General features: G+C 64.5%; 26 protein-coding genes and 1 tRNA gene. 11 read left to right on the forward strand and 16 right to left on the reverse strand.

The genetic code is table 11. From position 1 onward, the window contains the following. A complete protein-coding gene (locus LAN37_16300) occupies positions 1–3,210 on the forward strand; it encodes a protein kinase (GenBank protein MBZ5648772.1) in 3,210 nt (1,069 codons plus the stop codon). Then, positions 3,182–4,750: a hypothetical protein gene (locus LAN37_16305; GenBank protein MBZ5648773.1), complete on the forward strand. Its 1,569-nt coding sequence runs from the start codon at positions 3,182–3,184 to the stop codon at positions 4,748–4,750. Before LAN37_16300 ends, LAN37_16305 begins: the two co-directional genes overlap by 29 nt. Positions 4,751–4,818: 68 nt before the next feature. Here LAN37_16305 and LAN37_16310 read toward each other — a convergent pair whose 3' ends face one another. The 7 genes from LAN37_16310 to gap form a co-directional block, all read right to left on the reverse strand. Continuing rightward, positions 4,819–5,454, reverse strand: a complete 636-nt coding sequence (locus tag LAN37_16310) for an MBL fold metallo-hydrolase (GenBank protein ID MBZ5648774.1) — start codon at positions 5,452–5,454, stop codon at positions 4,819–4,821. A gap of 99 nt (positions 5,455–5,553) precedes the next feature. Beyond that, on the reverse strand, positions 5,554–5,928 hold the full coding sequence (gene secG, locus LAN37_16315; protein ID MBZ5648775.1) for a preprotein translocase subunit SecG: 375 nt from the start codon (positions 5,926–5,928) through the stop codon (positions 5,554–5,556). 76 nt (positions 5,929–6,004) lie between these two features. Further along, a tRNA-Leu gene (locus LAN37_16320) sits at positions 6,005–6,089 on the reverse strand. A gap of 67 nt (positions 6,090–6,156) precedes the next feature. Next, positions 6,157–6,909, reverse strand: a complete 753-nt coding sequence (tpiA, locus tag LAN37_16325; protein ID MBZ5648776.1) for a triose-phosphate isomerase — start codon at positions 6,907–6,909, stop codon at positions 6,157–6,159. Positions 6,910–6,917: 8 nt separating this feature from the next. Continuing rightward, positions 6,918–7,475, reverse strand: coding sequence for an O-acetyl-ADP-ribose deacetylase (locus tag LAN37_16330; protein MBZ5648777.1), 558 nt, complete (start codon positions 7,473–7,475; stop codon positions 6,918–6,920). Positions 7,476–7,550: 75 nt separating this feature from the next. Next, complete coding sequence (locus LAN37_16335; GenBank protein ID MBZ5648778.1) at positions 7,551–8,762, reverse strand: phosphoglycerate kinase; 1,212 nt, start codon at positions 8,760–8,762, stop codon at positions 7,551–7,553. Positions 8,763–8,841: 79 nt separating this feature from the next. Continuing rightward, positions 8,842–9,852: a type I glyceraldehyde-3-phosphate dehydrogenase gene (gene gap / locus LAN37_16340; GenBank protein MBZ5648779.1), complete on the reverse strand. Its 1,011-nt coding sequence runs from the start codon at positions 9,850–9,852 to the stop codon at positions 8,842–8,844. A gap of 136 nt (positions 9,853–9,988) precedes the next feature. Here gap and LAN37_16345 point away from each other — a divergent pair, with 136 nt between their 5' ends. Continuing rightward, positions 9,989–10,735, forward strand: coding sequence for an ATP-binding protein (locus tag LAN37_16345; protein MBZ5648780.1), 747 nt, complete (start codon positions 9,989–9,991; stop codon positions 10,733–10,735). 3 nt (positions 10,736–10,738) lie between these two features. Here the strand turns inward: LAN37_16345 and LAN37_16350 are convergent, their stop codons facing one another. Both LAN37_16350 and LAN37_16355 read right to left on the reverse strand, forming a co-directional pair. Further along, complete coding sequence (locus tag LAN37_16350; GenBank protein MBZ5648781.1) at positions 10,739–11,257, reverse strand: hypothetical protein; 519 nt, start codon at positions 11,255–11,257, stop codon at positions 10,739–10,741. 58 nt (positions 11,258–11,315) lie between these two features. Next, positions 11,316–12,524, reverse strand: coding sequence for a thiolase family protein (locus LAN37_16355; GenBank protein MBZ5648782.1), 1,209 nt, complete (start codon positions 12,522–12,524; stop codon positions 11,316–11,318). A 347-nt stretch (positions 12,525–12,871) separates the two neighbouring features. Between LAN37_16355 and hisI the strand changes: the two genes are divergently transcribed. The 8 genes from hisI to LAN37_16395 are packed head-to-tail and all read left to right on the forward strand — an operon-like array spanning position 12,872 to position 18,992. Continuing rightward, entirely contained in the window at positions 12,872–13,210 is a 339-nt protein-coding gene (gene hisI / locus LAN37_16360) for a phosphoribosyl-AMP cyclohydrolase (protein ID MBZ5648783.1), read from the forward strand. Beyond that, positions 13,207–14,076 carry an ATP phosphoribosyltransferase gene (gene hisG / locus LAN37_16365; protein ID MBZ5648784.1) on the forward strand — a complete coding sequence of 290 codons (870 nt, stop codon included), beginning with the start codon at positions 13,207–13,209 and terminating at the stop codon, positions 14,074–14,076. Before hisI ends, hisG begins: the two co-directional genes overlap by 4 nt. Positions 14,077–14,078: 2 nt before the next feature. Further along, positions 14,079–15,320, forward strand: a complete 1,242-nt coding sequence (gene hisD / locus LAN37_16370) for a histidinol dehydrogenase (protein MBZ5648785.1) — start codon at positions 14,079–14,081, stop codon at positions 15,318–15,320. After that, positions 15,313–16,386: a histidinol-phosphate transaminase gene (gene hisC / locus LAN37_16375; protein MBZ5648786.1), complete on the forward strand. Its 1,074-nt coding sequence runs from the start codon at positions 15,313–15,315 to the stop codon at positions 16,384–16,386. Before hisD ends, hisC begins: the two co-directional genes overlap by 8 nt. Then, the gene (hisB, locus tag LAN37_16380) at positions 16,383–16,970 is read left to right on the forward strand and encodes an imidazoleglycerol-phosphate dehydratase HisB (protein MBZ5648787.1); all 588 of its coding nucleotides are present in this window, start codon (positions 16,383–16,385) and stop codon (positions 16,968–16,970) included. The genes hisC and hisB overlap by 4 nt, the downstream gene beginning before the upstream one ends. Beyond that, positions 16,967–17,551 carry an imidazole glycerol phosphate synthase subunit HisH gene (gene hisH, locus LAN37_16385; protein ID MBZ5648788.1) on the forward strand — a complete coding sequence of 195 codons (585 nt, stop codon included), beginning with the start codon at positions 16,967–16,969 and terminating at the stop codon, positions 17,549–17,551. Before hisB ends, hisH begins: the two co-directional genes overlap by 4 nt. Beyond that, entirely contained in the window at positions 17,545–18,324 is a 780-nt protein-coding gene (gene hisF / locus LAN37_16390) for an imidazole glycerol phosphate synthase subunit HisF (protein MBZ5648789.1), read from the forward strand. Before hisH ends, hisF begins: the two co-directional genes overlap by 7 nt. Then, on the forward strand, positions 18,318–18,992 hold the full coding sequence (locus LAN37_16395) for a 1-(5-phosphoribosyl)-5-[(5-phosphoribosylamino)methylideneamino] imidazole-4-carboxamide isomerase (protein ID MBZ5648790.1): 675 nt from the start codon (positions 18,318–18,320) through the stop codon (positions 18,990–18,992). The genes hisF and LAN37_16395 overlap by 7 nt, the downstream gene beginning before the upstream one ends. On the opposite strand, the gene LAN37_16400 is transcribed toward LAN37_16395, so the two are convergent. From LAN37_16400 to cofG, 7 genes are read right to left on the reverse strand one after another with little or no spacing between them, the layout of a single operon-like run. Continuing rightward, on the reverse strand, positions 18,989–19,387 hold the full coding sequence (locus tag LAN37_16400; GenBank protein MBZ5648791.1) for a PPOX class F420-dependent oxidoreductase: 399 nt from the start codon (positions 19,385–19,387) through the stop codon (positions 18,989–18,991). The genes LAN37_16395 and LAN37_16400 overlap by 4 nt on opposite strands. After that, a complete protein-coding gene (gene npdG / locus LAN37_16405) occupies positions 19,356–20,108 on the reverse strand; it encodes an NADPH-dependent F420 reductase (GenBank protein ID MBZ5648792.1) in 753 nt (250 codons plus the stop codon). Before npdG ends, LAN37_16400 begins: the two co-directional genes overlap by 32 nt. After that, the gene (gene cofH / locus LAN37_16410) at positions 20,105–21,325 is read right to left on the reverse strand and encodes a 5-amino-6-(D-ribitylamino)uracil--L-tyrosine 4-hydroxyphenyl transferase CofH (GenBank protein ID MBZ5648793.1); all 1,221 of its coding nucleotides are present in this window, start codon (positions 21,323–21,325) and stop codon (positions 20,105–20,107) included. The genes npdG and cofH overlap by 4 nt, the downstream gene beginning before the upstream one ends. Further along, a complete protein-coding gene (gene cofE, locus LAN37_16415; protein MBZ5648794.1) occupies positions 21,325–22,095 on the reverse strand; it encodes a coenzyme F420-0:L-glutamate ligase in 771 nt (256 codons plus the stop codon). The genes cofH and cofE overlap by 1 nt, the downstream gene beginning before the upstream one ends. After that, complete coding sequence (gene cofC, locus LAN37_16420; GenBank protein MBZ5648795.1) at positions 22,079–22,735, reverse strand: 2-phospho-L-lactate guanylyltransferase; 657 nt, start codon at positions 22,733–22,735, stop codon at positions 22,079–22,081. Before cofC ends, cofE begins: the two co-directional genes overlap by 17 nt. Beyond that, positions 22,732–23,697: a 2-phospho-L-lactate transferase gene (cofD, locus tag LAN37_16425; GenBank protein MBZ5648796.1), complete on the reverse strand. Its 966-nt coding sequence runs from the start codon at positions 23,695–23,697 to the stop codon at positions 22,732–22,734. Before cofD ends, cofC begins: the two co-directional genes overlap by 4 nt. Next, the gene (gene cofG, locus LAN37_16430; protein ID MBZ5648797.1) at positions 23,694–24,887 is read right to left on the reverse strand and encodes a 7,8-didemethyl-8-hydroxy-5-deazariboflavin synthase CofG; all 1,194 of its coding nucleotides are present in this window, start codon (positions 24,885–24,887) and stop codon (positions 23,694–23,696) included. The genes cofD and cofG overlap by 4 nt, the downstream gene beginning before the upstream one ends. Between the last annotated feature and the right edge of the window lie 17 nt (positions 24,888–24,904).

Genomic DNA, 24,904 nt, shown 5'->3' on the forward strand with positions numbered 1-24,904 from the left:
ATGGCAGGTCCAACAGTCACCAAAATCGGTAAGTATGACGTCATCGAAGTCCTGGGCAAGGGCGGCATGGGCGTCGTCTATAAGGCGATGGACAACCGCATCGGCCGCCTGGTCGCCATCAAGATGATGACGGGGGGCTTCGCCGATAACCCCGACCTGCTGAAACGGTTCTACCGCGAGGCCCAGGCCACGGGCATGCTGGAGCACCCCAACATCGTGATCGTGTACGAGTTGGGCGACCAGGACGGCAACCCGTACATGGTGATGCAATACCTGGAAGGCGAGCCGCTGGACAAGATGATCCAGCAGCGGCGCGAACTCTCCATGGTGGAGAAGCTGGGATACATCATCCAGGCCTGCAACGGACTGAACTACGCGCACCAGCGCGGCCTGGTGCACCGCGACATCAAGCCGGCGAACCTGATGGTGCTGAAGGACGGCACCTGCAAACTGGTGGACTTCGGCATTGCCCGGCTGGGCGACACCAGCCTGACGCGCACCGGGCAGGTGGTGGGCACGATCCACTACATGTCTCCGGAGCAGATCAACGCGCAGGTGGTGGACGGGCGGACGGACATCTGGTCGACCGGAGTGATGCTGTTCGAACTGCTGACCTACACGCTGCCGTTCGAAGGCAACGACATGGCGTCGACGCTGCTGAAGATCATCCACGAGCAGCCGCCCTCGCTGAACAAGTTCCTCACCAACTACCCGCCGGACCTCGACGAGGTCATCCAGAGAGCGCTGGCCAAAGATCGCGAAGAGCGGTACGCGACGGCGGAGGACTTCGCTTTCGACCTGGGCCGGGTCCAGGAACAGCTCAAGAAACAGGTGGTGAGCGAGTACGTGGACCGGGCGCGCAACATGATGGAGCGGCAGGACCTGCAGAAGGCCAAGGAACTGCTGCAACAGGTGTTGCGCGTGGACACGCAGCACACCGTGGCCAAGGAGCTGATGCACGAAGTGCAGCAGCGCATGCAGAAGCAGGTGCGCGGCGAGCAGATCCGGCAGCTCCGGTCGAATGCGGAAGACGCGTTTGCGCAGAAAATGTACGACGACGCGCTGGCGTACGTCGAACAGGCGCTCTCGCTGGACAAGACCAACACCGAGCTGATCAACCTGCGCGAGCTGGTCAAGTCCGCCAAGGACAAGAGGGACAAGGCGGTGGCGGGGCTGCGCAAGGCGGAAGCGGCGCAGCAGGCCGGAGACCTGGAAATGGCGATTAAGGCGGTGGAAGAGGCCATCGCGGTCGATCCCGACAACACCCAGGCCAAGGCGCTGCAGGCGGCGATCACACGCGAACTGGCCGAGCACTCGAAGCAGAGGCAGTTACAGGGCCTGTTGGACGGGGCGCGCCGCGACATCACGTCGCGCAAATACACGGCCGCGTTCGAAGTGCTGAAGCAAGCGGAAGAGATCGATCCGGCGAGCCCGGAGCTGCACACGCTGATGAGCCTGGCGTCCTCGGGGCGGGACCAGGAGAGTCGCCGCCGGGAGCTGGAAAAGGCGGCCGCGGAGATCGAAGACGCGCTCAACCGGGATGACCACGTCCTGGCCTGCGCCAAGGCGGACGAAGCGTTGCAGCGCTTCCCCAGCGATCCCGGCCTGCTGAAGCTGAAATCGCTCGCCGACAAACAGCGCGAAACGAGCGAAAAGAAGAAGTTCGTCGAGGAACAGATCGTCAAGGCGCGCAAGCTGTTGGATTCGGGGAAAGCGGCGGAGGCGCTGTCGCTGCTGGAAGGCGCTGCGCAAAGAGCGGCGGGCGACTCGCGGCTGCAGTCGCTGCTGGCGATCGTGCGCGAGAGCGCCGAGCGCGAGAAGAGCGATCGCACCAAGGACGAATTCATCGCCAAAGCCAAGGAGTGCCTGCGCAAGAAGGATTACGACGGGGCCGTGATGGTGCTGGAGATGGCGCAGGCGCAGATCGAAGGCTCGGCCGAGATCAACGACCTGCTGCAGTACGCCCGGGACGAAGCGGTGCAGCAGGCGCGCAACCGGAAGGTAGAAACGGCGACGACGGAAGCGCAACGGCTGATGGCGGAGGAGGAGTACGACCGGGCGGTCGTGGTGCTGGAAGCGGCGCTCAAGGAGGCCCCGGTCGACGAGCTGAAGGTGCTGCTGGCGGACGCCAAGCGGCACATGGAGGAATCCAGCAAGAAGATCCATACAGCGATCGCCAAGGCGCAGAAGCTGCTGGAAACGCGCAAGGTGGACGATGCGGTTGCCTTCATGGAGGGGCTGCCGAAGTCCTACGCACGCTCGCCTGAGTTCACCAACCTGCTGGAGAAGGCGCGCAGCGAGCAGGACATGGTGCGCGCGGTGGGCGGCGCGGTGAAGCAGGCGAAAGGGGCGATCGAGAAGGGCGACTTCGCCCGGGCCATCGACATCATCGACGCCTGCAAGAAGACCTACGGGGAGACGCCCGACATCAAGGCTGCGCTGGCCGACATCGAAAGCAAAAAGGTCTCCATGGCGCGGCAGGTCGTGGACAAGGCGGTGCGCGATGCGCGCACCCTGCTGCTCTCGAGGCAATACGGGGCGGCACTGAGATCGCTGCATGCCGCCGGGCCGCTGGTGCCGGCGGCGCCGGCCGACCTGCAACAGCAGTACAACGCCCTGAAGGCGGACGCGGAGAAGGGCGCCTCGCGCCTGCAGAAGGAACAGGAACTGATGGGCAAGACCATGGTCGCCGGCTCTGTAGACATGTCGCAGACCATGGTGGCGGGGTCGGTCGATGCTGCAACGGCCCCGGCAGCGGCGCGCGGCGCCGCGGCACCCCATCGCGCGCCAGTGGTCGTGCCGCCGCCGCCAAAGAAGTCGCCGGTGATGATGATCGTCATTGGCGTGGTCGTTCTGGCTGTTATTGGGGTGCTTGCCTATCTTCTCAGGGACAGGATTGCGCCTCCCCCTCCCAGTACGGCTTCGGTGAAAGTCAACGCCATTCCTTGGGGTGCCGTCAAGTTAGCCCGCTGTACAAGCCAGGCGGCGCCCGGCGCCTGCAAACCGGGATACGTGAAGTCGTACGAAAAGGAACCGAATAACCAAACCCCCATTCTGTTAAGGCTCCCGCCGGGCGAGTACGAGATCGTCGTTTTGGGTCCTGGCGGTCAGGAGAAGATGGAGAAGACCAAGATTTCGGAGACGTCGACGGGATCGGTCACGCCAGTGTTCGAGCAACTCGATGTGGAGAAGATCGTCAATGCGAAGTAAAGGGCGAATCTGGATGCTGCTGGTCCTGGTGGCCATGGCGCCGCTGGCGGCCTATGCGGACAAAAAATCCGAACTAGACCAGAAAGGGAAAGCCGCGGCCGCGGCGGGAAATGTCTTCGAGGCGAAAAACGCCTACTGCGAGCTAGCCGATCTGGATCCGAACTACCCGCAGGCGAAGATGATGTGTTCCGTCATGACGAAGGAGGCGGACAAGGAACAGGCGCGCTGCGAGAGTCGATTCAGCGATGCGATGCAGGACATCAATCAGAGCAAGTTCGATGATGCCGAGCAGAAGCTGAGGAACGTCAAAGCCGGTTGCAAACGATACGACGAAGCCCAACAGTACGTGAAAGTGAAGATCCCCCAGATGAAGACGGAAGGGGATCGGGACAAACTGGCGGCGCAAAAACTACAGGAAGCCAAGCAGGGTTACGCCAAGAACGACTTCACGGGAGCGAAGGCTGCATTGAGTCAGATTCCCGGATCGAGCTCCAAAGCCGGAGAAGCACAGGATCTGCTGAACAAGATCAAGCAGTACGAGCAGGCAATGGCCGAGGGTGACAGGCTCCTGAACGGCAAGAATTACGGTGCTGCCCGAAATAGTTATCAGGAAGCCGCGAAACTGAAGGCCGACGGTCCCGGAGATCCGACCGGCAAGATCCAGAAGGCGGTGGATGCAGAAAAGGTCTCGATCGCCCTAGTGGACGAACAGAAGCGGAAGGAAGAGGAAACAAGGAAGGAAGCCGAGCGCCGGGCCAAGAAGCCGACGCTCGCATTGCAGGTCAGTCCGAACAGCGGCCAGGCCGCGCTCACGGTCAATGCCAAGGCGAACCCGACCGAGGGCGGTACGAAGCTCATCGGCACTCTGATCCAGTGGGGAGACGGATCGGTCACGAACGATGCCACTGGTTCGCACGTGTACAAGAACGCGGGCACGTACGACGTGGTGGCGTGGGTCACGGATGAGGCCGGGAACAAGGTGTCGCAGATCCAGACGGTGCGGGTGATCGAAGCGGCAGTCAAGCAGATCGCGCCCGAGGTGGACGTCGCCCAAACCCTTGCTGAAGCCAGGGCGGCAAAGGCCAAGGGTAACATCAGCTTGGCCCGCGGCAAGTACATGAAGGTCCTGACCGCGGACAAGACCAACGCCGAGGCGATCGCGGCGCTGGACGAACTCTCCAAACAGGCCGCAACCACTCCTGCCCAGCCGACGCCGGAACCGCAGACGCCGGGCGTGATCTCGGATTCTGACCAGTTGCTTGCCAAAGGCATCACCGAGTATTACACGGGGAATTTCGATGACGCCTACAGCGACCTCAAGGACTACCTCAAGTTCAAGGGCGAGAAAGTCGGCCTCGCCAACTTCTACATGGGAGCATTGAAGGCGACACAGTACCACCTGGGCGGCGCCACCGAATCTAGTTTGCTGGACGCAGCGACGAATGCATTCCGCGTCGCCAAGAAGACCCCTAACTTCAAGCCTCCCACGAAGTACATTTCGCCGAAGATCCTCGACATGTATAACAACGCCGGCATGTGATCCGGAGCAGCCTCAGGAGAACGATGCCCCGGTCCAGCCGCACGGCGGACCGGGGTTTTTGTTTGCGCTCAGGGGCGGCGGAGGAGGAAGGGGTTGGTCTCGCGCTCATTACCGATGGTGGTGAGCGGACCGTGTCCCGGGACGACGATGGTGTCGTCGGGCAGCGACAGCACGGGACCGTGCAGCGAGGCCATGATCTTGTCGAAGGAGCCGCCGGGCAGGTCGGTGCGGCCGATGCTGCCGGCGAACAGGGTGTCGCCGGCGAAGAGCATCTTCTCGGCGGGGAAATAGAGGCAGACGCTGCCCTCGGTGTGCCCCGGCGTGTGCAGAAACGTGCCGGAGAGCATGCCGGCGCGGACCGGATCGGCATCGGCGATGGGCTGGTCGATGGCGACCGGCCCGGGAGGGCGCATGCCCGTCCAGGCGGCCTGCACGTCCAACATCTTCAGAAGGGCATAGTCGTTCTGGTTGAGCAAAATGGGCGCGCCGGTCAGGCGCTTGAGCTTCATCGCCCCGCCCACGTGGTCGATGTGGGCGTGGGTGATGACGATCTGCTTGACGGTGAGGCGGTGGCGGCGCACCAACTCCATGACGTCGTCTACGTCATCGCCGGGGTCGATGACGATGGCCTCGCGTGTGCCCTCGTCCCCGATGACGGAGCAGTTGCACTGGAGAGGGCCGACGGCCAGGATCTCGTGGATCATAAAGAAGTACCCAGTACTCGGTACTAAGTACCCAGCAAAGACAGGATAAATGAAAAGGGCCGCGTGAAAACGAGGCCCTTCGACGATTCAAGCTGGAACTTACTTCGACGGCGGCGGAGGGGCGGCCGGCTGGTTCTGCTGCGGCTGTCCCTGCACCGGGTTTTGCGCCGGCGGCTGGGAGGAGGGTTGCGTCTGGCCCTGGGTTTGCGCGGGCTTGGCGCCGCCGAGAACGGAACTGGCCTTCCTCTTGGAGGCGATGATGGCCAGCGAGAGGGAGGTGATCATGAAGATCACCGTGGCCCAGGTGGTCGCCTTGGTAAGCACGGTGGCTGCGCCGCGGGGGCCGAAGGCGGTCTGGCTGCCCATGCCGCCGAAGGCGGCGGCGATGTCGGCGCTCTTGCCGCTTTGCAGCAGTACGACGACGATCAGGAAGAAACAGACGACGACGTGGAGAATGGTGAGCAGGACAACCATGCTGTGTACAAACCCGGGCGCAAACGCGCCTCGACCTTTCTGAAAACTCTTTCTTTGCCCGTTGTAAGGGGACGGATGGTGCGGAAGGCGGGACTTGAACCCGCATGCCTTTCGGCGCCACCCCCTCAAGATGGTGTGTCTGCCAATTCCACCACTTCCGCACACGCAGACGGACACTTGCTAGAGGGCCAACAAATTATAGCAGAAGAGCTTATTGCCTCGGCCCGCTCAGTATTTGACGATGGCGGTGAAGCTGTCGGGCTTGAGGCTGGCGCCGCCGACCAGGGCGCCATCGATCTCCTCTTCCGACATCAATGCCTTGGCGTTCTCCGGCTTGACGCTGCCGCCGTAGAGGATGCGCAGGTTGTCGGCGAGTTCCTGTCCCATGGCCTTGGCGACCTCGGCGCGGATGAGGGCGTGGGCTTCGGCGGCCATCTGCGGGGTCGCGGTCTTGCCGGTGCCGATGGCCCAAACGGGCTCGTAAGCGACCACCAGCCTGGCAGCCTTCTTGCCGGAGATCTTGCGGAAGGCGCGGGCACACTGGCGGCGCAGAACTTCCTCGGTCATGCCCGACTCGCGCTCCTCCAGCACCTCGCCGACGCAGACGATGGGTGTAAGGCCGGCTTCGAGGGCGGTTTTGAGGCGGGCGTTGACCGTGTCGTCGGTCTCGGCGAAATACTGGCGGCGCTCGGAGTGGCCGATGATGGCGTGGGTGCAGCCGATGGCCAGCAGCATGTCCGCAGAGATCTCGCCGGTGAAGGCGCCTTCCTTTTCCCAGGCGACGTTTTGCGCGCCCACGGCAACGTTGGAGCCCTTGGCGGTTTCGACCACGGCGGCGATGTCCACGAAGGGCGGGCAGACGACGATCTCGTCGCGGTCGTGGCCGGCGACCATGGGGAGAAAGGCGCGCACGAACTCGCGGGCCTGGTCGGGAGTCTTGTACATCTTCCAGTTAGCGGCGATGAGTTTTTTTCTTGGCATGAGTGTTCCTAGGAGGCGGCGCGAACGACGTGGCGCGCTGCATCAGTAAAAGCGTCGAAGGTGGATTGGTCGAAGAGGACGAAGCGCACAGTCTCCACGTGCTGGAGCTTGGGCAGGATCTCGGCGACGGTCTTCAGAGCGACCGCGGCAGCCTCGGCTACGGGATAGCCGAAGATGCCGGTGGAGATGGCGGGGAAGGCGATGCTCTTGAGCTGCAGGCCGTCGGCGACGTGGAGTGATTCGCGGTAGCAACTGGCCAGGGAATCACGCTCGCCGCGGCGGCCTCCTTCCCAGATCGGTCCCACGGCGTGAATGACGTGCCGCGCGGCAAGTTTGCCGGCGGTGGTGGCGACAGCGCCTCCGGTCCGGACCGGACCGCGCTCGCGGCGCAGGGTGCCGCACTCTTCGGCGATCGACGGTCCCCCGGCGCGATGGATGGCGCCGCAGACCCCGCCGCCGGGCAAAAGCTCGGAGTTGGCCGCGTTGACGATCGCATCCACGGTCTCGCGTGAGATGTCGCCCTGGGTGAATTCGATGCTACGGGTTGGGGTCAGGGAAATCTTCATCCAACTTACAATTTGCGATTTGTGATTAAAGACGGAACTGATGGTGACCGTCACGAATCACCAATCGCGAATCACTCACTTGTCGGTCAATGCTTCCACTCCCGGCAGTTTCTTGCCTTCCAGGAACTCCAGCGAGGCGCCGCCGCCGGTGGAGATGTGCGTGATCTTGTCGGCGACGCCGGCCTGCTGCACGGCAGCCACCGAGTCGCCGCCGCCGATGATGGAAGTGGCAGCGCGGTTCGCGGCCACCGCCTGAGCGATCTTCACCGTGCCCTGGGCAAAGGGCGCCATCTCGAATACGCCCATGGGGCCGTTCCACACGATGGTGCGGGCGCGGTCGATCTCGGCCGCGAAAAGCGCCACGGTCTTGGGACCGATGTCGAGGGCCATCTGGTCGTCGGCGAGCGCGTGGTCCGCGGGAACGATCTTGGTATGGGCGTCGGCGGACATGCTGGTGGCGACGACGTGGTCCACCGGCAGCAGGAACTTGACCCCGCGGGCCTTGGCGTCGGAGAGCAGGCGCTTGGCCAGGTCGAGCTTGTCATCCTCGACCAGCGATTTGCCCACCTTGGCCCCGTGCGACTTCAGGAAGGTGTAGGCCATGCCGCCGCCGATGAGCAGGGTGTTGACCTTGCCCAGGAGGTTCTGGATGACGGCGATCTTGTCGCTGACCTTGGCGCCGCCGAGGATGGCGACGAAGGGCTGCGCCGGATTATGCAGCGCCTTGCCCAGATAGGTGAGCTCCTTCTCCATCAGCAGGCCGGCGGCGCATTTCTTGACGAACTTGGTGATGCCGGCGGTCGAGGCGTGGGCGCGGTGGGCCGAGCCGAATGCATCGTTGACGTAGAGGTCGCAGAGCTCGGCGAGCTGCTTGGAGAAGTTCTCGTCGTTGGCTTCCTCTTCGGCATGGAAGCGAAGGTTTTCCAGCAAAAGCGTCTGGTGCTTCTCGAGACGCGAAGCCAGCTCCTTGGCCTGCTCGCCGACACAGTCCGGAGAGAAGCCGACGTTGAAGCCCCGGCCCAGCTTCTCGTCGAGGAGGATGCGCAGGCGCTCGCCGGCGGGCTTCAGGCTCATCTTGGGATTGGGTTTGCCCTTGGGACGGCCCAGGTGCGACGCCAGGATGAGTCTCGACCCGTGCTTCAGTGCATACTCGATGGAAGGCAGGGTCTCGCGGATGCGGGTGTCGTCGGTGACGTTGCCGTATTCATCCAGCGGGACATTGAAATCGACGCGCATGAAGACGCGCTTGCCGCTCAGGTCGAGATCTTTGATCGAAAGTTTCGCCATAAGGACTCCATCCGTGAAGGATTGTGGATGGCGGGAGACGCGGGACGATGTGCGCCGCGTCTCCCCTCCTTGTGATGAGCTACAGGCCCTTACTGCCCAGGAAAATGATGAGGTCACGCACGCGGCACGAGTATCCCCACTCGTTGTCGTACCAGGAGATGACCTTCACACAGTTGCCGGCCACGACACGCGTGAGCGGAGCGTCCACGATGGACGAGCGGGAATCGTGGCGGAAATCCATAGAGACCAGCTCCTGCTCCTCGTAGCCCAGGTACTTGGCGAGGCGGCCGGACTCGCTGGCCTTCTTCATGGCCGCATTGACCTCTTCGACCGTGGTCTTCTTCTCCACGAATACCACCAGGTCGACGACCGAAACGTTTGGCGTGGGTACGCGCATGGCAAAACCGTCGAGCTTGCCCTTCAGCTCGGGGATGACGAGGTGCACGGCCTTGGCAGCGCCGGTGGAGGTCGGGATCATGGAAAGTGCGGCAGCGCGGGCACGACGCAGGTCCTTGTGGGGGAAGTCGAGGATGACCTGGTCATTCGTATAAGAGTGAATGGTGGTCATCGTGCCCGACTGGATAGTGAAGTTGTCGTTCATCACCTTGGCGATCGGCGCCAGGCAGTTCGTCGTACAGGAGGCGTTGGAGATGATGTGGTGCTTGGCCGGGTCGTACTTGTCTTCGTTGACGCCCAGCACGATGGTGAGATCCTCGCCTTTCGCCGGGGCAGAGATGATGACCTTCTTGACCGTGTCGTGCAGGTGGGCCTTGGCCTTGTCCGCTTCCGTGAAACGCCCGGTGGATTCGACGACGACCTGGGCGCCCACGGACTTCCAGTCCAGCTTGGCGGGGTCCTTCTCGGCAAATACGCGGATGCGCTTGCCGTCGACCTCGATGTAGTCCGCGCCGTGCGTGACCTTGTTGGTCAGGTTGCCGAGCACGGAATCGTACTTCAGCAGGTGGGCCAGCGTTTTGGCGTCGGTCAGATCGTTGACCGCGACGAAGTCGAGGTTCTTATCGTTGAGGGCGGTGCGCAGAATGTTGCGCCCGATACGGCCAAATCCATTGATGCCAACTTTGATTGCCATTTTGCCTCCGGCGGAATGTAAGAGCGGGATAATGGGCCGATGTCGAAACTCAAAATGCTAACACCGGGGTAAGGCAGGCGCAAATGAAGCTACTCCCTCATTGCCGTGTCATGCGCCCTTGTGTTACAAGCGCAACATGCGCAAGTGGATGAAAGATCGCCTGCGCCGGCGGAAACGCAAAGGCGTGTCCCCGGAATCAGAGTCCACCGGCAAGGTGGGACAGGAGAAGCAGGCGCCCGAAGCAGGACAGCCGGCTCCGATTCAGCCGTCGTACCTGGATGCCTTTGAGAAGGAGCGGCGCGCGGCCGCGACCAGCCAGGGCGAGCAGAAATTCGAAGTCGAAACCCAGCCGGAGACTCCGGCGGTGCCGCCGGCAGCGCCCGCCGACGCCATGGGCGCGCAGCCGAAGAAAAAGCCCCAGGGAGTGGTCATCCTGGCCATCGGGCTGCCCGGATCGGGCAAGACCACCTGGTTCAAGCGGCGGGGCGTGACCCCGCTCTCCAGCGACCTGCTACGCACCATGCTGTTCGACGACATCGAAGAACAGCGGTACCAGGGGCTGGTGTTCTCCACCCTCCGCTCGCTGCTGCGCGCGCGCCTGGTGGCCCGCATGCCGTGGAATTACGTGGACGCCACCAACCTTTCTCCCAAGGAACGCAAGCAGTGGATCGGCATGGCCCGCAGCTTTGGCTACGAGGTGCAAGCGGTGTTCTTCGACGTCCCGGTGGAGCTGTGCATGGAGCGCAACCGCAAGCGCGAGCGCGTGGTCCCGGAAGACGTCATGCGCCGCATGGCGGCGAAGCTGCGCCCGCCTAGCTTTTCGGAAGGATTCTCCAAGATCGTAGTGGTGCGGGTGAAACAGAAGGGCGAAGAGGCGCAGTAAGAGCTACAGAAGTTCGCCTCTGAGTTTGTTGGGTACGAGCTCTTTGTGTCTTCGATAAATCGGGTACAGGAAGTGGTCCCCGATTTCGGTGAGCACATGACCCACAGCGGTTGTGAATTTCTTGTGCTCGTCCACGGGTTCGCGCTCTTTCGATGTGTCGATCAATCGCAGCAGACGTGACTCGAAATCCGAAACCAGTTCGGTCAACTCTCTTGCCATCTCAGGATGTGAGAACAGGTTCTGGGGCGATTCGGACGACTTTCGTACAGCGCTGGGAACATCGCTTTCCCCCTCGTTCAGCACCCGGATCTCCACTCTGTCACCGACCTCTAAGTCGAACTTCGGCCATTCGAGGTACACCGTCTCAGTTTCCAGCGTCTCAATCCCGGAGACTCTTACGGACTTTGAGTAGTCGTCGTCCTTCGGCCTCTCAGCTAGGTTCAAATGTGTGCTGAGGTAGCCGGGGCCGCACACCGCCGCGACCACGCGAGATACTCCGTTGATGTGGAGAGCAAGTCGCATACGTACACCTTCATAGAAAGATACGCCGCGGAATGCGGCGCATTTCTTCTCTTAGCGATTACGACGCGCGGCGCAGCACCGTGCACACCGAGGCGCAGATCGGGCCGCCGATGTTGAACGTCGCGGCCAGCTTCGGGTTCTTCTGCTGCAGTTCCTGGGGAGCGCGGCCCAGCAACTGCTGCGCGGCCCAGCCGACCATGGCGACGCCGGTGGCGCCCACCGGATGTCCCTTGGCGATCAGCCCGCCGGAGGTGTTGATGGCGCACTCGCCGCCGACATTGGCCTTGCCTTCCACCCAGTATTTCGCGCCCTTGCCGGGTTGCGCCTTGCCGATGACCTCGGTCCCGATCGCGCCCATGACGGTAAAGCAGTCATGGACCTCAGCCACATTCACGTCGGCGGGCTTGGCGCCGGCCATCTCGTAGGCCTTGTTCATGGCGCGGTAAGCGCCAGCGGCGTGCAGGACGTCGCGTCCTTCTTTCTTCAGCGGATCGGTGGCCTGGGCGTAGCCGGCGACCTCGACACACTCGGCCTTGGGGACGCCGAGCTTCCTGAGGCCTTCCTCGGTGGCCAGGATCATGGCGGCGTAACCGTCTGTGATCTGGGAGCAGTCATAGGTCTTGAGCGGCAGGCCGTCCACCAAGTAGCGGTTGATGCCCTCGATCTTCAGCGCCTGGTCGAGCGTGATCTGTACCTTGCTCATCTGGGCGCAGGAGTTGTACTTGGCGTTCCCGTACTCGGTGACCGCGATCTGCGCCAGATCGGCTTCGGTCGCTCCCCACTTGGCCATGTAGTCACGCATGACCTCGGCGAAGAGGTGAGGGAAAACGAAGACCTTGCCTTCGCGCTCGTCCGGGTGGGAGAAGTAGCCGAGCACCTTACCGACCAGCTTGCCGTCCATCTTGCCTTCGTTGTCGCGCATCTTCTCGTAGCCGACAGCGAGGCCCACGTCGCCCAGGCCGAACTGCATCTTGTAGATGGTGGAGAGGATGGCCTGTCCGCCGGAAGCGCAAGCGTTCTCCACCGCCTCGATGGGCTTGCCTTCGAGGCCGGGGACCATGGCCATCAGGCCGGAAAGCAGGCCCTGCTCGTTGAGGGTGAAGCCGCAGGCGGCGCCAACGGACCCGACGTCGATGGCGGAAGGTTGGACGTTGATCTTGCGGCAGACGCTTTCGACGGCGTTGCGCAGGATCTGAGGAACGGTGAGCGCCATCAGCTTGCCGAACTTGGATTGATCGTAGGCGGCGATATAAATGCGCTTGGCCATAAGTATCTCCTTCTCAGAGTGCAATCTTGGGCGGGGCCGATGTAACCCTGTATTGTAGAACATCAGGTGGGGAAGTCACTCCGAGGCCGGGCCGGGCGCGGCGCCGTGGGCTTCACCCTGACGTGATTTTCGTCACAGGGGTAAGTGACAAATTCCCTTTGACATGCGCCGCCCCCGCGGCTACGCTTTACGGGAAATGAGAACGCTGACCCATCGCCACCACCACCATCACCACGTGGCCAATGTGTCAGCGGAGGTACGTTCGTAGAGTAAAGAGCACTCATAAAACGAACCCGCTGACGCGAAAAGCGCAGCGGGTTTTGTGTTTTTGCGGAAAGGAACCGGTGATGTCCAACATCGACTTCGAAAAAATGCAGGGTCTGGCGCCGGCCATCGTGCAGGATGAGGCGACGGGCGAGGTGCTCATGCTCGGCTTCATGAACCGCGAGGCTTACGAGCGGACGCTGCGCACCGGCTACGCGACATTCTTCAGCCGCACCCGCAACGGGCTCTGGACCAAGGGCGAGACCAGCGGCAACCGCCTGCTGGTGACCTCGGCCACGACCGACTGCGACCGCGATACGGTGCTGCTGCGCGTGCGCGTGGAAGGCAAAGGAGTGGTCTGCCACGAGGGCACGCGGTCCTGCTTCACCAAGCCGCTTCCGCTGGCCGGAGGTGGGCGATGAAGCTGCGCCTCGGCATCCCGAAAGGAAGTCTGCAAGAGGCCACACTACAGCTATTTGCAGCAGCAGGTTTAAAGGTTTACACGAACGGGCGGTCGTACTCGGCGACCACCGACGATCCGGAGGTCGAGTGCATGCTGATCCGGGCGCAAGAGATGGCACGCTACGTGGAGCACGGCGCGCTCGATGCCGGACTGACCGGCTTCGACTGGGTGCAGGAGAGCGGACTGGAAGTGGTGCCGGTCGCCGACCTCATCTATGCCAAGCAGAGCCGGGGCAAAGTGCGCTGGGTTCTGGCCGTCCCGGAGGATTCGCCGTTCAAACGCGCGGAGGATCTCAAGGGATGCATCATCGCCACCGAGCTGGTGAGCGTCACGAAGGACTACTTCGCCAAGAAGAAGGTGCCGGTGGAGGTGGAATTCAGTTGGGGCGCCACCGAGGTCAAGCCGCCGGTGCTGGCGGACGCCATCGTCGAGGTCACGGAGACCGGATCATCCCTGAAAGCCAACCGCCTGCGCATCATCGACACCGTGCTGGAATCCAACACGCAGATCATCGCCAACCGGAAGGCATGGGCGGAGCCGGGCAAACGGCAGAAGATCGAGAACCTGGCGCTGATGCTGCGTGGGGCGATCGACGCACAAGGGCGCGTCGGCCTGATGCTGAACGTGCGCAAGGCCGATCTGCCGGGCGTGATCGCCGTCCTGCCGGCGCTGAACAGTCCGACCATCGCGACCCTCAGCGATCCCGAATGGGTGGCGGTGAACACCATCATCGAGGAGTCGCTGGCGTGGGAGCTGATCCCCCGGCTGAAGGCGGCGAACGCGACGGGGATAGTCGAGTATCCGCTGAACAAGGTGGTGCTGTGATGATGCGCATCGTCGCCGGCGGCGCAGCTGAAAAGCGCGTGGCGGCACTGGCCCGCCGAGGCAGCAGGCTGGACCAAGTGGAGCCCGCGGTGAGGCGGATCGTCGAAGATGTGCGCAAGAACGGCGACCGCGCGCTACGGCGCTACGCCGAGCGCTGGGACGGCCTGAAGCCGAAGCAGGCGCTGCGCGTCGCGGAGAAGGAGATGCAGGCAGCGCAAGACGCGGTGTCGCAGGAATTCCGCAGCGCGCTGGAGAAGGCTGCGGCCAGGATCCGGCGCTTCTGCGAGTGGCAGAAGCCGCAGGAATGGCGGCGCGAGGCGGACGGTGTCGCCGTGGGCCAGCTCGTCCGGCCGCTGGATTCGGTCGGCTGCTATGTGCCGGGCGGACGCTACCCGCTGCCGTCGACCGTGCTGATGACCGTGATTCCCGCGCAGGTCGCGGGCGTGCGCAACATCAAGGTGGCCTCGCCGCAGCCGCGACCGGAGACCTTAGCAGCCGCGGCCATGCTCGGGGTGAAGGAGTTCTACCGCATCGGCGGTGCGCAGGCGGTCGCGGCGCTGGCTTACGGCACCAGGAGCGTGCCGCGCGTGGACAAGATCGTCGGGCCGGGGAACCTGTATGTGACCGCGGCCAAGAAGAGGGTCGCATTCGATTGCGCAATCGACATGCTGGCGGGACCGACCGAGGTGGCAATAGTCAGCGACACCGGCGAGGCGCGGTTCATCGCCGCCGACCTGGTAGCGCAGGCCGAGCACGATCCCGAGGCGATCGCGGTGTTCATCACCAGCAGCCGCGCGCTGGCCAAGGAGGTCCGCGAAAAAGTGGAGAAAGCTGCGGCTGGAAACGCGACGGCGCAGGTGTCGCTGCGCGCCAATGGCGCCGTGCTGCTTGCGTCTTCACGGCAGCAGGCGATGGAGTGGGCGAATCGGCTGGCGCCGGAGCACATCACGGTCAGCCGCGAGAATGTGCCGTACGTGACGAGTGCTGGTTCGATCTTCGTGGGGGACTATTCGCCACAAGCTGCCGGCGACTACGCATCCGGCCCGAACCACGTGCTGCCGACAGCCGGAGCGGCGCGCTATCGCGGGGGCCTTAGCGTCTTCGACTTCGTGAAGCTGATCACCTTCCAGGAACTGACGGCGCAAGGAATGCGCCGGATCGCGCCCGTGGTGGTGCCGCTAGCCGAGGCGGAAGGCCTGCGGGCGCATGCGGAATCCATTCGCGTGAGGTGCGCCAATGCTTAGCGCCCGCGCGGCTGTGCGCAATCTCAAGGAATATCACCCGCCGTTGGGCGGCCGCGCCGGCCTGCGGCTGGACTTCAACGAGAACACGGTCGGCTGCTCGCCGCGAGTGCTCGACGCGCTGCGAAAGATAGACTACGAACAGCTCGCACGATATCCCGAACGTGAGCCGGTGGAGCGCGCGGTCGCGAGCTTTCTCAGCCGCGATGCATCGGAAGTTCTGCTCACAAACGGAGTGGACGAAGGCATCCACCTGTTGTGCGAAACGTACCTGGAAGCGGGCGAAGAAGTGCTCGTCGTCGTTCCGACCTTCTCCCTGTATGAGATCTACGCCGCGGCGACCGGGGCGCGCGTGGTCGCCGTGCAGGCCAAGGACGATTTCAGTTTTCCCACGACTGACGTGCTGTCGCGGATCAGCGAGCGCACGCGGTTGATCGCGGTCGCCAACCCGAACAATCCCACCGGCACGGTGGCGAGCCGGGAAGACCTGCTGAAGATCGCCGCGGCTGCGCCGGATGCGGCCCTGCTGGTGGACGAGGCGTACTTCGAGTTCTACGGCCAGACGGTGCTGGACGCGGTCCGTACCGCACCGAACCTCTTCGTGGCGCGGACCTTCTCCAAGGCGTATGGGCTGGCAGGGCTGCGGACCGGTGTGCTGGTCGGCGCCGGTGACCAGATGAAGATGGTGCGGCGCGTCAGCTCGCCTTATAACGTGAACGGCGTGGCGCTGGCCTGCCTGCCCGCGGCGCTCGCCGACGCGCAGTACGTCCAGAGTTACGTGGCCGAGGTACGCCGCGGGCGCGAGAGCCTGGAGAAAGAGTTGGCAGCCCTGAACTTGAGGTACTGGCCCAGCCTGGCGAATTTCGTGCTGGCGCGCATCGGCGCGGAGAGCGGCCGCTTCGTGCGCGCCATGCGGGAGCGCGGCATCCTGGTGCGCGACCGCTCTACCGACCCGGGATGCCAGGGCTGCGTGCGCATGACGCTTGGCTCGACTGAACAGACGGAGCGGCTCATCGAGGTGCTGCGCGCGGTGGTCGGCGAGCTCAAGAACCCGGGGGTGTCGGCATGAGGAAAGCGTCGCTGCGCCGCAAGACGAATGAGACCGACGTCAGCATCGCGCTGAACGTGGATGGCCGGGGCCGTTACGATGTCTCGACCGGCATTCGCTTCTTCGATCACATGCTGGAGCTGTTCGCGCGACACGGCGGGTTCGATCTCACGCTGAAGGCCGACGGCGATCTCGACGTGGACCAGCACCACACGGTCGAGGATGTGGGCATCGCGCTGGGCGAAGCCTTCGACCGCGCCCTCGGGCAAAAGAAGGGTATCCTGCGCGCCGGCTACTTCCTGATGCCGATGGACGAAACGCTGAGTTTGGCGGCAGTGGATTTCGGCGGGCGCGCCACCGCGGTGGTGGAGACAAAAGTCCGCAGCCGGCTGGTGGGAGACCTCCAGGCGGAACTGGTGCACGATTTCTTCGACGGCTTCGCCCGCGGCGCTCGCGCCAACGTCCATGCGCGCGTACAGTACGGGCGCTCCAGCCACCACAAGATCGAAGCGCTGTTCAAAGCCTTCGCGCGGGCGTTGCGCGGGGCCTGCTGGCAGGACCGCCGCATGCGCCAGGTACTGCCCAGCACAAAAGGATTGCTGTGATCGCGATCGTCGATTACCGCGCGGGCAACATCGCCTCGGTGAAGAAAGCGTTGGACCGCCTGGGCTGCGAGTCGGTCATCACATCGGACGCGCGGGCGATCGCGCGCGCCGGGCGCATCGTGTTGCCGGGCGTGGGACACTTCGCCGCCACCCGGGCGCTCGATCCACTGCGCGACACGATCGCCGAAACGATCGGGCGCGGCACGCCCTTCCTGGGCATCTGCGTGGGCATGCAGTGGATGTTCGAGAGCAGCACGGAGGCGCCGGGCGTCGCCGGCCTGGGCCTGTTTCCCGGCGAGGTGACGCGCTTTCCCGGAAACGTGAAGTCACCGCACGTGGGCTGGAACCAGCTCGCCATCGGCGACGGCTCGCGATTGCTGCGCGGGGTCGCTGCGGACCCTTTCGTGTACTTCACGCACAACTACCGCGCGCCGGTGTGCGCCGGAACCTCCGCCGAGTGCGAGTACGGCGGGAGGTTCGCCGCGGCGATCGAGCGCGAGAATCTTTTCGGAGTGCAATTCCACCCGGAGAAATCGGGCGACGTGGGCCTGGAGATCCTGAGGAACTTCGTCACATGCTGAGCAAGCGCATCATCGCCTGCCTGGACGTGGACCGCGGCCGCGTGGTCAAGGGCGTGCAATTCCAGGAGCTGCGCGATGCCGGCGACCCGGCGGAGCTGGCGGCGGCGCACAGCCACGCGGGCGCCGACGAGGTCGTGCTGCTCGACATCTCGGCCACCCACGAGGGGCGCAAGACGCTGCTCGACGCGGTGCGCCGCGCGGCGCGCGAGTTGTTCATCCCGTTCACCGTGGGCGGCGGCATCCGTTCGCTGGAGGATGCGGCGGCGATCATCGAAGCGGGCGCCGACAAGATCTCGATCAACTCCGCCGCCGTGGCCGGGCCGGCGCTGATCACGCGGATCGCCGAGCGCTTCGGATCGCAGGCGGTGATCGTGGCGGTGGACGCAAAACGTGCGCCACAGCCGCCCTCGGCGGCCGCTGATTTCGAGGTCTACGTCAGCGGCGGACGCAAGCCGACCGGACGCAAGGCGGTGGAGTGGGCGAGGGAAGCGGAAGCTCGTGGCGCAGGCGAGATCCTGCTGACCTCGATGGACCGCGACGGCACGGGTGCGGGCTTTGACTGTGAGCTGACCGCCGCCGTCGCCGCGGCCGTCAATATTCCCGTCATCGCCTCCGGGGGCGCGGGCGGGCCGCAGCACTTCGTCGAAGTGTTCCGGCAGGGAAGGGCCGACGCGGCGCTCGCCGCCAGCATCTTCCACTTCGGGTTGAACCGCATCACGGACTTGAAAGAAGCACTGCGCGCCGCAGGCGTGCCGGTGAGGTTGCCATGCTGATCCCCTCGATCGACCTGATGGGAGGGCGCATCGTCCAGCTGGTGCAGGGCGAAAAGAAGGCGCTCGAATTCGACGATTTCGACCCGTGGATCGAGCGCTTCAAGAAGTGTCCGCTGGTCCAACTGATCGACCTGGACGCGGCCATCGGTACGGGCAGCAACCGCGCGCTGCTGGAGCGGTTCACGCGCCGGCTGACTTGCCAGGTGGGTGGCGGTATCCGCGACGTTGCCACGGCGCGGCGGATCCTCGAGCTGGGCGTGCGCGCCGTGATCATCGGATCGGCGCTGGTGAAGGATGGGGCAGTGAACACGGGCTTTGCCGAACAGCTCGCCCGTGAGGCCAGCGCCGACCGGCTGGTCTTCGCGGTGGACTCAAAGCGCGGGCACGTCGCCACCCACGGATGGCGCCGGGCGACCGAGCTCACCGCCGAGGAGATGATGCGGGAGCTCGATCCATGGTGCAGCGCCTTCCTTTATACGCACGTAGACACGGAAGGGCTGATGGAGGGCATCCCACTCGACATGATCAAAAAGCTGCGCCTGGCGACCAAGAAAAAGCTGATGGCGGCCGGCGGCATCAACAGCCTGGACCAGGTCTCGGAACTCGACCGCATGGGAGTGGATGCGGTCGTGGGCATGGCCATCTACACCGGCCGGATCGACGTCTAGCCCATGCTGCTGACGTGCTCCGGCTGGATGCGCAGCAGCATGCGCACCTCTCCGGGCTGCGCATAGGGGTACTTGTCGACGCCGAGATATTTCTTGGCCATCTTATCGATGTGGTTTTTCGCGCCCTGCTCCGTCGTCTCCACCACGCGGCCGCGGATCTCGAGGTACCGGTACGGATTTTCGGGATCGATAAGGGTGATAGACACGCGCGGGTCGCGCTTGATGTTCTTGTCCTTCTGGCGGCCGCGGGCGGTGTTCACCATCACGGTGTCTCCGTCGCGGTCCACCCAGACGGGCGTGACCTGCGGGCTGCCGTCGGGCATCAAGGTTCCCAGGCTGCCGAATGCCTTTTTGTCGAACAGGTCAAGATACTTTTGCGGGATCTTTGCCGCCATGGGACATTCCTTTCGCGTGTGACGCAGGGCGGTCCACCGAGGGCTCGGGAATGCCTAGCCCGGTGATCCGCAGGCCTGCGGAATGGCTTTTGTAACGCATGTTGATTTGGATGAGCAGGGCAGTGAGCTGCTCGACGGTGCGGGAGTTCTCCAGCTTGCCGCCATCCACCGCGCGGACGCCCGGGATGCAGCGCGCCAGTTCGAAAGCCACCTCTTTGGCGGGCGCATCGTCGCTGCACACGATGACGTCGCACTCGACCGGCGTATCGGAGAGCAGCGCCTTGGCGCCGATGTTCTGGAACGCGGCGGCGAGCTTGGTCCCTTCCGGAAGCAACTCCGCTGTGGCCTGGACCGCGGAGCCTTGCCAGACGCCGAGCGTCCGCGTCGGCTTGCCGCCGATCCCCGCGGCTAGCGGGACGGTTGTGTCCAGCACCACGGTGCCGGGCGCGAAGCAGTCCCTCAAATGCTTCAGCGTGTCCGCGTGGGCGACGAAGGGGATGGTCAGGACCACGATGCGGGCGGCCTTCACCGCCGAGGCATTGTCCATGCCCTCGACGTGCGCCTTGTCGCCGGCGAGAGTGGAGATCTCCTGGGCGACGGTGCGCGCGCGTTCGGCGTCGCGCGAGCCGATGATGACGTGCTTGCCGGCGCGCGCCCAGCGCAGCGCAAGCCCGCGTCCCTCCGGTCCGGTGCCTCCGACGATGGCGATCGGTCCCTTCATGCGGTGCGTTCTCTCTCCGGCGGGGGCTCGGACGCAGGTCCTGCCATCCGCCGGATCTCCGTATACGTTGTATTGCGTTCGGCGGGGACGCGCCCCAGCTCCAGGATGCGTTCCTGCATCTCCGCCACGCTCAGACATTGGCCGGAGGTGGCGCCCGCAAGCCGCGAGATGTTCTCTTCCATCAGCGTTCCGCTGTAGTCGTTGGCGCCCGCCCGCAGGCAAAGCTGCGCGACCGTCCGGCTGAGCTTCACCCACGAGACCTGCACATTGGGAATGGCGCCGGCCAGCAGCACGCGGCCCAACGCGTGGATCTTCAGGTGCTCCTCGAACGTCGGGCCGGGGCGCGAAAGATCCTGGTGGAAAAGCAGCGTGTTCTGGTGGATGAATCCCAGCGGCACGAACTCGGTGAAGCCGCCGGTCTCGCGCTGGATGCCGCGGATCATTCGAAGCTGGTCCACCCAGTGCTCAGGCGTCTCGCGGTGCCCGTACATCAGGGTCGAGGTGCTGCGGATGCCGAGTTGGTGCGCCGTGGTGATGACCTCGCGCCATTGCGCCGTGGAGAGCTTGTTCGCCGACAGCACCTGGCGGACCTGGTCGTCGAGGATCTCGGCGGCAGTGCCGGGCAGCGTGTCCAGCCCGTTATCGCGCAGCATGGCGAGATAGTCGCGCAGCGGCATGCCCGTGAGTTCCACGCCGTAGACGATCTCCATGGGAGAGAAGGCGTGGATGTGCATCTCGGGCACCGCGCGTTTCACCGCACGCAGGATGTCGCGGTAGTAGAAGGGTGGGAGATCGCGCGGCAGCCCGCCCTGGATGCAAACTTCGGTCGCGCCTTGCTCCCATGCTTCCACTGCTCTCACCGCGACATGGTCAAGCGAGAGGAAGTAAGCGTCTTCGGAGCGAGGTCCGCGGCTGAAGGCGCAGAACTTGCACCCCACGAAACAGACGTTGGTGAAATTGATGTTGCGGTTGACGACGTAGGTGATGACGTCGCCGACGATCCGGTGCCGCAAGCGATCGGCGGTCGCGAGCAGCGCGACGAGATCATCGCCGCTGGAGGACGCCAGGCGCAGGCATTCGTCGCGGGTGAGCGCGCCGCCATCCCCAGCCGCCAGGACTGTCTCCAGCACGGAGCGCACTGGCGCCGAAGCGCGTGCCGCAGCCTGCTCCCAGGCGACCTCGTAGAACCGCTCCAGTTGTGCCGATCCGTTCATCATTATCGGAACAGGTCCCGCTTGGCGGGACGGACCAGGTCGCGGGCGTGTCCGCGTCCCGGCTCGTAAGCGAACCCCCGAATGATACACGCGGGGCAGCGGGAAAGTTTCCCACAGACGACTCCGGCAAATGCTGCCAGCGAATCGGCAACCGCTTCCAGGCTCACCCGCAGCAGGTAGCCGTGCGGATCGCGCTGCTTTCGGAAGTCGCGATACGCCTTCATCCCGGCCACGCCGATCGCCACCTCGGTGAGGCCGTCGCGCCAGGGGCGGCCGAAGGTGTCGGTGATGATCACGGGAACGGACAGGCCGAGTCTTTTCCGGATTCCGCGATGCAGGCGCAGCGCGCTGCCGTCCGAATCCTTGGGCAACAACACGGCGTGTGCGCCGCCGTCGACATTGGACAGGTCCACGCCGCTATTGGCGCAGACCAGGCCGTGCGCGGTCTCGGTGATCAGGACTCCGTTCTTCATGCGCACCACGCGGCGCGCTTCCTTGAGCGCGAGCTCGACCACGCGCGCGTCCACGGGATAGCGCCGGGCCCATGCACGGGCACGCGAAGACGGCCTGACTTTCGCCAGTTCGACCAATCTCCCTTCCGCCTTGGAGACCACCTTGTGAGTGACCACGAGAATGTCGCTGCCCACGAGCGGAGTGCCCTGGCGGGCGCACGCGAGGAGGATCTCGTCGAGCAGGGGAACGTCCGGATGGATCTCCGGGATCCCCCGCACGGGGATGGCGCGCACTTCGCTAGGTTCAGGCACGTTGCGCATCTGCCAGACGGTCCGCGATGTCCCACTGGGCCAGCAGTGCCTGCGTCCGCGAGCGCGCAGGAGCGGCCATGAGCGCGGCCAGGTCGGAAGGCGTGTCGATGTCCAGGCCGATGCCCGGAAGTTCGAGGACGACCACCGGCTTGCCGGTGGCAAGCGCTGCGTCGCGATGGGGAACAAAGCTGTCGTTGCCGAAGCGCAGGGGCATGAGGCTTGCGGGCCGGCGCAGGACGGCGTTGGAGCCGCGGCCATCGGCGGAAGGCACGAGCACGATGCCTTCCCGCGGCGCGGCGGCATAGACGGCGCTCAATTCCTCGCTCGTTACCAGCGGCATGTCTCCGGGGATGACGAGGGTTTCGGTGGCGCCGCGCTGCACGGCGGTCCGCGTGCCCATGGCGATCGCCCCGGTTTCGCCGGGATTGTCACGGTCCTCGATGACTTCGAAGTGGTGCCGCCGCGCCAGTTCGACGGCGCGGGGGTAGCTGGTCACCAGCGCAACCGGCGGATGCCCGCGCCAACCGGCCACCGCCGCCAGCACGTCGTCGAGCATGGTTTCGGCGAGCTGCGTCCGCTGTTCCTGAGGCAGGATGTCGGCCAGGCGCTGCTTGGCGCCGCGCAGGTCTTTTACCGGGACCAGGATCATCGCCGCTCCGCTCCCACTGGTTCTTGCTTGTGGCTGGCTGCAAGGGTCGCCTGGAGCGTGGCAGAGGCGAGCGCCGCCTTGTCTGCCGCGCTCTTCATGATCGTGTTCGTGCACAGCGCGCGCACGCCCAGCTTCTGAACGTCGGGCGCAAGCGCGGCGTCGCGCTCATCCATGACTAACACGTCAAGGAAGTCTCGATACGCCTGGACAATCCCCAGGGGTGAGACTTCGAGCCCGCGGATGGCCATAAGATCGCCCGCCGGGCCGGATACTGGCGCTCCGCCGACAATGGGGCTCACTGCGCCCACCGGCGCTGCCGTGGCCAGCAGTGCTTGCTTGATGGCCGGGACAGCAAGGATCGGGCCGATGCTGGTTATGGGATTGCTGGGCGCGAACAAGACGGCATCCGCGGACAGGATGGCATCCACAACGCCGGGCGCTGCCTTGGCGGTTGCGGCGCCGTCGAAGCGCACCGCGTGCGCCGGCACCTGGTAGCGCTCGCGCACGAAATATTCCTGGAAGCTCAACTCGCGGTGGTCGGTGGCGATGCGCGTCTCCACATGCGCATCACTCATGGGCAGGATGCGGGAGCGAATGCCGAACGACGACGCGATGGCGGCCGTGGCTTCGGTAAGGGTCTTGCCTTCGCCGAGCATCTCGGTGCGCGTGATGTGTAGCGCAAGATCGCGGTCGCCGAGCTGGAACCAGGACGGGGCGCCCAGCCGCTTCATGACCTCCAGGCACTCGAAGGTGTCGCCCTCCACGCCCCAGCCGCGTTCCTGGCTGAGCAGCCCGGCAAGGGCGTAGGTGATGGAGTCGAGATCGGGAGACACGTGCAGCCCCCACCACTCGAGATCGTCGCCGGTGTTGACGATGCAGACCAGGTTTTCCGCGGGCACGCACGCCTGCATACCCTGCACGAATTTGGCGCCGCCCGTGCCTCCGGTAATGACGACGATCATGCAGCAGCCCCCTGCGCGTAGCCCTCGCTGTCCGTCGCCGCGGAAACGCGTTCGGCGAGCATCCCGCCGCGGGACAGAACCCGGGAAAGAAACTCAGGATACACGGTCAGGCGGTGACGCAGCGTGAAGCCGGCGGCTGCGGTCCGGGCCTGTAGGTCTTTCAGGTGCGGCCAGGGCGCCTCGGGATTGATGTAGTCCGGGGTCAGCGGGGAGATGCCACCCCAATCGTTGATGCCGGCGCGCAGCAGATCGGAGTAATCCGGCGAGGAGAGGTTCGGTGGTGCCTGCAGATTCATGTCGCGCAGCACCAGGCGCGCCACGGCAATGGTGCGCAGCATCTCGCCGCGGCCGGGTTCCGGCGACGCGGCCATCGGAATGTCCGGCTTGCTGCGAAAGTTCTGCACGATGACTTCCTGGATGTGACCGTGACGCTCGTGCAATCGGCGGATCGCGAACAACGTTTCCACTCGATCGTCGAGCGTCTCGCCGATGCCGATAAGCAGTCCGGTAGTGAAGGGAACGCCACGCTTGCCGGCCTCCTCCGCGACCTGGAAGCGTTTGGCAGGGATCTTGTCGGGCGCATTGTCATGTGCCGCTTCGGGACGAAGCAACGCGTCGGTGGTCGTCTCCACCATCAGCCCGAGGCTGGGGCAATACCGCGCGAGACGCTCGATCCATTCGCCGCTCATCAGCCCGGGGTTTGCGTGGGGCAGAAGTCCGGTCTCGCGCAGGACCAGTTCGCACATCGCTTCCAGGTAGTGCAGGGTGGACTTGTAGCCGAGCCGCTTCAGGGAGCCTCGCATCTCGGGAAAGAGCAGCTCCGGCTTGTCGCCAAGGCTGAACAGCGCTTCGCGGCAGCCCAGCTTCTCGCCCGCGCGCGCTACCTCCAGCACTTCGTCTGGGATCATCGTATGTGCTCCCGGCTGACCAGGATCCTTGCGAAAAGTGCAGTAGCGGCAGTAGTCGCGGCAGAGGTTGGTCAGCGGGAGGAAGACCTTCCGCGAATAAGTGATGATCCCCGGCCGGAACTGTTCTTTCAGAGCGGTGGCTGCCTTGAGCAGGAGGGGAAGCTCCTCGTCGCTGCAAGCTATGAGGCGGCAGGCCATTTCTGTGCTCACGGGCACGCCATGGCGCACCTCATCCAGGTACGACCCAAGCTGCGCCGGCGTCCGCTCTGGTGCTGATTTCATCTGTCCTGTTTTCGTTG

The organism is Terriglobia bacterium (genome assembly GCA_020073495.1).
GTDB lineage: Bacteria > Acidobacteriota > Terriglobia > Terriglobales > Acidobacteriaceae > JAIQFD01.

Coding starts and splice junctions, on each gene's coding strand:
- gap (MBZ5648779.1), bottom strand. CDS start 9,852: ATGGCAATCAAAGTTGGCATCAATGGATTTGGCCGTATCGGGCGCAAC.
- hisF (MBZ5648789.1), top strand. CDS start 17,545: ATGCTGAGCAAGCGCATCATCGCCTGCCTGGACGTGGACCGCGGCCGC.
- cofH (MBZ5648793.1), bottom strand. CDS start 21,325: ATGATGAACGGATCGGCACAACTGGAGCGGTTCTACGAGGTCGCCTGG.
- LAN37_16355 (MBZ5648782.1), bottom strand. CDS start 12,524: ATGGCCAAGCGCATTTATATCGCCGCCTACGATCAATCCAAGTTCGGC.
- LAN37_16300 (MBZ5648772.1), top strand. CDS start 1: ATGGCAGGTCCAACAGTCACCAAAATCGGTAAGTATGACGTCATCGAA.
- LAN37_16330 (MBZ5648777.1), bottom strand. CDS start 7,475: ATGAAGATTTCCCTGACCCCAACCCGTAGCATCGAATTCACCCAGGGC.
- LAN37_16305 (MBZ5648773.1), top strand. CDS start 3,182: ATGTGGAGAAGATCGTCAATGCGAAGTAAAGGGCGAATCTGGATGCTG.
- hisB (MBZ5648787.1), top strand. CDS start 16,383: ATGAGGAAAGCGTCGCTGCGCCGCAAGACGAATGAGACCGACGTCAGC.
- hisC (MBZ5648786.1), top strand. CDS start 15,313: ATGCTTAGCGCCCGCGCGGCTGTGCGCAATCTCAAGGAATATCACCCG.
- hisD (MBZ5648785.1), top strand. CDS start 14,079: ATGCGCATCGTCGCCGGCGGCGCAGCTGAAAAGCGCGTGGCGGCACTG.
- tpiA (MBZ5648776.1), bottom strand. CDS start 6,909: ATGCCAAGAAAAAAACTCATCGCCGCTAACTGGAAGATGTACAAGACT.
- LAN37_16335 (MBZ5648778.1), bottom strand. CDS start 8,762: ATGGCGAAACTTTCGATCAAAGATCTCGACCTGAGCGGCAAGCGCGTC.
- cofD (MBZ5648796.1), bottom strand. CDS start 23,697: ATGATCGTCGTCATTACCGGAGGCACGGGCGGCGCCAAATTCGTGCAG.
- secG (MBZ5648775.1), bottom strand. CDS start 5,928: ATGGTTGTCCTGCTCACCATTCTCCACGTCGTCGTCTGTTTCTTCCTG.
- npdG (MBZ5648792.1), bottom strand. CDS start 20,108: ATGAAGGGACCGATCGCCATCGTCGGAGGCACCGGACCGGAGGGACGC.
- cofE (MBZ5648794.1), bottom strand. CDS start 22,095: ATGCGCAACGTGCCTGAACCTAGCGAAGTGCGCGCCATCCCCGTGCGG.
- LAN37_16310 (MBZ5648774.1), bottom strand. CDS start 5,454: ATGATCCACGAGATCCTGGCCGTCGGCCCTCTCCAGTGCAACTGCTCC.
- LAN37_16345 (MBZ5648780.1), top strand. CDS start 9,989: ATGCGCAAGTGGATGAAAGATCGCCTGCGCCGGCGGAAACGCAAAGGC.
- LAN37_16400 (MBZ5648791.1), bottom strand. CDS start 19,387: ATGGCGGCAAAGATCCCGCAAAAGTATCTTGACCTGTTCGACAAAAAG.
- hisI (MBZ5648783.1), top strand. CDS start 12,872: ATGTCCAACATCGACTTCGAAAAAATGCAGGGTCTGGCGCCGGCCATC.
- LAN37_16350 (MBZ5648781.1), bottom strand. CDS start 11,257: ATGCGACTTGCTCTCCACATCAACGGAGTATCTCGCGTGGTCGCGGCG.
- hisG (MBZ5648784.1), top strand. CDS start 13,207: ATGAAGCTGCGCCTCGGCATCCCGAAAGGAAGTCTGCAAGAGGCCACA.
- cofC (MBZ5648795.1), bottom strand. CDS start 22,735: ATGATCCTGGTCCCGGTAAAAGACCTGCGCGGCGCCAAGCAGCGCCTG.
- cofG (MBZ5648797.1), bottom strand. CDS start 24,887: ATGAAATCAGCACCAGAGCGGACGCCGGCGCAGCTTGGGTCGTACCTG.
- LAN37_16395 (MBZ5648790.1), top strand. CDS start 18,318: ATGCTGATCCCCTCGATCGACCTGATGGGAGGGCGCATCGTCCAGCTG.